This window comes from Mesorhizobium sp. M7A.F.Ca.ET.027.03.2.1 (genome assembly GCF_003999175.1).
Lineage (GTDB): Bacteria > Pseudomonadota > Alphaproteobacteria > Rhizobiales > Rhizobiaceae > Mesorhizobium.
Genome location: NZ_RZOM01001345.1, coordinates 1 through 1,353, shown reverse-complemented (window position 1 = coordinate 1,353; position 1,353 = coordinate 1). Strand labels below are relative to the sequence as shown.

The following is a 1,353-nucleotide window of genomic DNA, read 5'->3' as shown; positions in this document are numbered from 1 at the left end:
ACCATGTCTTCCTGCATGGCGATGACGGCCGCGAATGGCACACCTGGCTGGCGGCCGCCGATGCGCTGGACCTGGAGCGTGGCCGCCGCCATCATCTCGGCGATGCGCGCATGGCGACCGAGGCGGCGGTGCATGGCCATGGCGTGGCGCTGGGCGACTCGGTGACGGCAAGCGCGCTGCTGGCCAGGGGCATGCTGGTCGCGCCGTTCAGCCTGTCGGTGCCGGCGGTCGACGATTTCTATGTCGTCTGCCGCAACGAGATGCGGGCGACGCCGATCGTGCAGGTGTTCATCGACTGGCTGTTTGCCGAGAAAGCGGGGGACGACGGGCGCGCCGACGCCCCGGTGGCCGGCCGCATCGTTAGCCGCCGCAAGCGTCCGGCGCTCAGGGTGATGGGCGGCAAATCCGCAGGCTGATGCCAGGCTGCGCGCCGCCGCATGCAGGCAGCTCTTTTTGTCGGGCCAGCCTGAAAGCGGGCAGCGTTCCGGCCGATTCGATGCTATGAGGCCTGTCGCGATTGTGGATGGCAGGCAGCGAAGGCGGTGTTGAGACATGGCTAAGACCGATATTGCGCGGCGCGTCTACAACCACACCTGGAAGCTCGACCCGATCGTGCGCAGCCTGCTCGACACGGATTTCTACAAGCTTTTGATGCTGCAGATGATCTGGGGCATGTATCCCAAGGTCGACGCAACCTTCTCGCTGATCAACCGCACGACTTCGGTGCGCCTTGCCGACGAGATCGACGAGGCCGAATTGCGCGAACAGCTCGACCATGCCCGCACCTTGCGCTTCTCCAAGAAGGAGATGATCTGGCTCGGCGGTAACAATTTCTACGGCCGCAAGCAGATCTTCGAGCCAGAATTCCTCGCCTGGCTGGAAGGCTTCCGGCTGCCCGAATACGAGCTGTCGAAGCGCGACGGGCAGTATGAGCTGACCTTCAGCGGGCCGTGGATGTACACCACACTGTGGGAAATCCCGGCGCTCGCCATCATCAATGAACTTCGATCGCGCGCGGCGATGCGGGCGTTCGGGCCTTTCGCGCTCGACGTGCTCTATGCCCGCGCCAAGTCCAAGATGTGGGCCAAGACCGAGCGGCTGAAGGCGCTGCCCGGCATCCGCATCTCGGACTTCGGCACGCGCCGGCGCCATTCCTTCCTATGGCAGCGCTGGTGCGTCGAGGCGCTGAAGGAAGGCATCGGCGAAGCGTTCACCGGCACCTCCAACGTGCTTCTGGCCATGGACAACGACCTCGAAGCGCTCGGCACCAACGCACATGAGCTGCCTATGGTGTTCGCCGCCCTCGCCGACTCGGAAAAAGAGCTGAGGCAGTCGCCCTACAAGGTGCTGCAG

General features: G+C 64.6%; 1 protein-coding gene and 1 pseudogene. Both read left to right on the top strand.

Annotated features, from left to right (window positions below; genetic code table 11):
• A partial coding sequence (locus EN750_RS34515) for a LysR substrate-binding domain-containing protein (RefSeq protein ID WP_245482894.1) occupies window positions 1-416 on the top strand: 416 nt, incomplete at its 5' end.
• 136 nt (window positions 417-552) lie between these two features.
• Window positions 553-1,353: pseudogene (locus EN750_RS34510) on the top strand (nicotinate phosphoribosyltransferase); the annotation flags it as partial.